Genomic DNA, 722 nt, shown 5'->3' with positions numbered 1-722 from the left:
GCGATGCTCGCGCGGGACGCGCCGTGGGCCGTCGCGATATCGCCGACGGCGTCGATGATGGCTCGGTCGGCTTCGGCGGTCTGATCGCTGTAGAACAGGCTGAGCCCCGGATCGGACTGTGAACGCGTGGTCGCCGTCTTCTCCGACGGGCGGGCAAGCCGGCCGCGCGCCAGCGGGCTCCACACCATGGTGCCCACGCCTTCGTCGGCGCACAACGGCAGCATCTCGCGTTCTTCCTCACGGGCGAGCAAGTTGTACTGGTCTTGCATGGTGATGAAGGCGGACCAACCATATTGGCGTTGTAAGTGAAGGGCTTTGGCGAATTCGAAGGCACGCATCGAAGACGCCCCGAGGTAGCGGGCTTTACCAGCCTTCACCACGTCATGTAGTGCTTCGAGGGTCTCTTCGATCGGGGTGTGGATGTCGAGGCGGTGAACCATGTAGATGTCGACGTAGTCGGTGCCCAGCCGGCGCAGGCTGTGGTCGATCTCGGTCAGGATTGCCTTTCGGGACAGTCCGTGTCCGTTGGGGCCTGGGCGCATCGGGGAGCACACCTTGGTGCAGATGACGACTTCGTCGCGGTCGGCGAAGTCTTTGAGGGCGCGACCGAGGATCTCCTCGCTGCTGCCCAGCGAGTAATAGTTCGCGGTGTCGAAGAAGTTGATCCCGGCCTCGAGCGCGTGCTTGATCAGTGTCCGGCTGGCGTCTTCGCCGAGAGACCA

1 protein-coding gene is annotated in these 722 nt (G+C 63.7%); it reads right to left on the bottom strand.

From position 1 onward, the window contains the following. Nucleotides 1-722: aldo/keto reductase (locus A5695_RS00205; protein ID WP_068076900.1), on the bottom strand; the 722-nt coding region annotated here is incomplete at both ends.

This window comes from Mycobacterium sp. E1747 (assembly GCF_001667775.1).
In the GTDB taxonomy this organism is placed as follows: Bacteria; Actinomycetota; Actinomycetes; order Mycobacteriales; family Mycobacteriaceae; genus Mycobacterium.
Note: the sequence above shows the minus strand (reverse complement) of the source record. Positions and strands in the feature narration are given on the sequence as shown.